General features: G+C 69.5%; 3 protein-coding genes. 2 read left to right on the top strand and 1 reads right to left on the bottom strand.

Translation table 11 applies throughout. The features are described 5' to 3' along the window. Positions 1-65: 65 nt before the first annotated feature. Positions 66-953 carry a LysR family transcriptional regulator gene (locus BRAS3809_RS21435; protein ID WP_008964125.1) on the bottom strand — a complete coding sequence of 296 codons (888 nt, stop codon included), beginning with the start codon at positions 951-953 and terminating at the stop codon, positions 66-68. Positions 954-1,068: 115 nt separating this feature from the next. On the opposite strand from BRAS3809_RS21435, the gene BRAS3809_RS21430 reads away from it, so the two are divergent. Both BRAS3809_RS21430 and BRAS3809_RS21425 read left to right on the top strand, forming a co-directional pair. After that, positions 1,069-2,655 carry an NADH-quinone oxidoreductase subunit L gene (locus BRAS3809_RS21430; protein WP_008964124.1) on the top strand — a complete coding sequence of 529 codons (1,587 nt, stop codon included), beginning with the start codon at positions 1,069-1,071 and terminating at the stop codon, positions 2,653-2,655. A gap of 13 nt (positions 2,656-2,668) precedes the next feature. Further along, positions 2,669-3,605, top strand: a 937-nt coding sequence (locus tag BRAS3809_RS21425; RefSeq protein WP_035657462.1) for a putative inorganic carbon transporter subunit DabA, incomplete at its 3' end; no start/stop codon positions are given.

Here is a 3,605-nt window from a genome sequence, read left to right as displayed (position 1 = left end):
TTGGCAAGGGCTGTCGGGCGCGCCTTTGCCCACCCTACGTCCGTGCTGCGTGACGGGCGCGAGACTCACTCCGCCTTCTTGGACCGCGATCCGATCAACTCGGCGACCAGCGGGTTGGGATAGCGGCGCTGCTGGCTCACCGCGAAGAACTGTTCCTTCAGTGCGCCGAGCCGCGCGCGCTCGACCAGCACGCCCGAGCGCAACTCGTCGATCACGACGATTGACGGCACCAGCGTCACGGTGCCGCTCTCGCGCGCCATCAGGCGCAGCATCGCCATGTCGTCGACCTCGGCGGCGATCACCGGGCGGATGCCGCTCGATCCGACCAGCGCGTCGAACGCCGAGCGCAGCGCGCTGCCGCGGCCCGGCAGGATCACCGGCGCCGTCGCCAGATCCTGCGGAAAGCGGAAGCGGGCGGGCTTGGACGGCTTGCGGCTGACCAGGCTGACCCGCTGCTCGTCGATCAGCGTGTTGTCGAAATTGCTGCGCGTGTCCGGGGCCGCCGGATGGTTGGCGAGCACGAGATCGAGCTTGTGCGCGTCGAGCTGCTCCAGCAGGTCCGCGAACTGGCCGGTGCGGATGATCAGCTCGACATCGCTGCGGCCGATCAGCGGCTTCAGGAAGGCGATCTGGAAATTGCGCGACAGGTTGGCCGCGGCGCCGACCCGCAGCAGCTGACGTCCCGGGCGCAGCCCCGACAGCGTCTCGATCAGCTCGTGGCCGGACTTGAACACGCTGCCGGCATAGTCGAGCGCGATGCGGCCCGCCTCGGTCAGCTGCAGCGTCCGGCCGGTGCGCTCGAACAGCTTCTGGCCGAGCTGATCCTCCAGCGCCTTGACCTGCACCGACAGCGAGGAGGGCGACACGTTGAGCCGCTGCGCGGCGCGGCTCATGCTGCCTTCGCTGGCGATGATCCAGAAATAGCGCAGGTGGTGGTAGTTCAGATGGGGCATGGCGATCGTTCTATATTTTATAACGATCAGGTTCAATGATTGAAATTTTAAGAAGGCTCCGGAACCGTTAAGACGAGAGGGACATCGTCTCATTTGATCAACCGTCCGAGCCGCCATGACCCAGCTTCTCCCCTGCCTCGCGGCACTCGCGCCGCTTACGCTCTGCCTTGCCGCCCTCGCCGGCACCGATGCCGGCGCCCGGACCGTCGCCCGCCGCGCGATCGTCGCCGCGGCCATCGCCTTCGGCCTTGCCACGACGGCGAGCCTCGCCGCGGCCGTGCTCGGGGCGGGGCGGACGCCGCTGCTCGGCGCGCACGGGCTCGGCCTTTCGCTGCAGCTCGACGCGCTCGGCGCGATCCTGTCCGTGCTGGTCAGCTTCATCGGGCTGGTCGTCGTGCGCTACAGCCGCAACTATCTCGACGGCGATGCGGGCCAGGTCCGGTTCACGCGCTGGCTGCTGCTGACGCTCGCCGCGGTGCTGCTGCTGCCGATCGCGGGCAATGTGGTGCTGCTGCTCGCCGCCTGGGTCGCGACCAGCCTGTCGCTCAGCAAGCTGCTGCTGTTCTACGAGACGAGGCCGGCCGCGATCCGCGCCTCGCGCAAGAAGTTCGTGGCGAGCCGGCTCGGCGACGGCTTCCTCGCGATCGCCGCGCTGCTGCTCTACATCCGCTTCGGCACCCTGGAGATCGGCAGCCTCGCCGCCCAGGCGCGGGCGGGCGAGGGCGCGGGATCGGCGCTCGTCACGATCGCGGCGCTGCTGATCGTGGCCACGGCGATGCTGAAATCCGCGCAGCTGCCGCTGCATGGCTGGCTGATCGAGGTGATGGAGACGCCGACGCCGGTGTCGGCGCTGCTGCATGCCGGCATCATCAATGCCGGCGGCTTCCTGGTGCTCAGGCTCAGCGACGTGCTGCTGCTGGCGACGCCCGCGCTCGACGTGCTCGCGGTGGTCGGCGGCGCCACCGCGCTGTTCGGCTCGCTGGTGATGCTGACGCAGACCTCGGTGAAGGTGCAGCTGGCTTATTCGACGGTCGCCCAGATGGGCTTCATGCTGCTGCAATGCGGCCTCGGCGCCTTCTCCGCGGCGCTGCTGCACATCGTGGCGCACTCGCTGTACAAGGCGCATGCCTTCCTGTCCTCGGGCAGCATCATCGACCTCGCCCGGGCGTCGTGGACGCCGAGCCCCGGCGGCCAGCCGCACGCGGCCCGGCTGATCCTGGCGCTGGTCGCGGTGATCGGGCTGGCGCTGCTGACCGGGCTCGGCTTCGGCATGACCTTGCGCTCGAACCCGGCGCAGATCGCGCTCGGTGCGGTGCTGCTGATGGGGCTGGTGCACCTGATGGCCAACGCGATCGACGAGCGGCCGAATGCCTTCGTCATCGCCCGTGCCGCGGTGACCGCGGCCGGTGTCGCGATCGTGTACTTCGCGCTCCAGGCCGGCATGGCCTGGCTGGTGGCCGGCAGCTTCCCCGCATCGCGGCCGGTCGACGGCGTGGTGCCGATCCTGATCGCGGTCGCGGTGGTGGTCTCGTTCGCCGCCGTCACCGTGTTCCAGAACCAGATGATGCGCCGCGCCGACGCGCCATTCTGGATCGCCGCTTACGTCCACCTGCGCAACGGCCTCTATCTCAACACGCTCGCCAACCGCCTCGTGCTGACGCTGTGGCCGCGCTCCTCCACCTCTGCTCCGTCCAACCCGTGATCCGAGATCTCCGATGACCCCCGCCCTTGCCATGACGATGACGGACCCGATCGACACTGCCGCCGATGCCGGGCTGATGGCGCGCATCGACAGCGCCTGCCAGCGGGTCGCGCCGCTCTGGCCGCTCAAGCACTTCGTTGCCGTCAACCCGTTCCTCGGCTTCACCTCGCAGAGCTTCGCCGCGACGGCCGCGACCTTCGAGCGCGTGGTGCGGACGCGGATGTTGATGCCGCGCGCCTACTACCGGCAGGCGCTCGACGACGGCCGGATCGACGATGCCGCGCTGGCGCAGGCGCTCGCGCTGCATCCGTCGACGGGCCTCGATGTCGAAGCGCTCAAGCAGAAGGCGCGCGCCGAGGCCGGCCCGTCGTCGCCTCCCGCGGTCGTCGCGACGGTGGCCGAGGTGCTCGACCGGCTCGCCGAAGGCGACCGCTACGTGTCGCTGGTCGCCTTCATGATCGACGAGATCTCGGCATTCTGCGCCACCTATTTCGACGAGGGCCAGGCGAGCTGGCCGAGCCCGGTGCGCAAGCTGAAGCCCTACGCGGCGTGGCGGAAGCTGGCGGCCTATGATCGCAATCCCGAGGTGATGGGGATCGACGGCTTCCGGAAGTCCGTTGCCGAGCTGCCGGCCGATCCGGTGCAGGCGATCGGGCTGATCGTCGAGCGGCTCGGCATCCCCGCGCGCGCGGTCGAGGACTATCTGGTGCGGGCGCTGTTCGATCTTGGCGGCTGGTCGGCCTATGCGCGCTATATCGGCTGGACCGCCGAGCTCGACGGCGAGCGCGACGATACGCTGCTGGAGCTGCTGACGATCCGGCTGGCCTGGGGCTACGCGCTGTACCAGGCGCGCACCGACGATGCCGTCAAGGCGGCGTGGGCGCAGGCGATGGCGGAGGCGGCGAAGCTGCCGGCCGATCACCGGCTCGAAGAGACGCCCGAGCTTGCGA

It is taken from the genome of Bradyrhizobium sp. STM 3809 (assembly GCF_000239795.1).
In the GTDB taxonomy this organism is placed as follows: domain Bacteria; phylum Pseudomonadota; class Alphaproteobacteria; order Rhizobiales; family Xanthobacteraceae; genus Bradyrhizobium.
The sequence above is the reverse complement of the archived record's forward strand: the minus strand, read 5'-3'. Positions and strand labels throughout refer to the sequence as shown.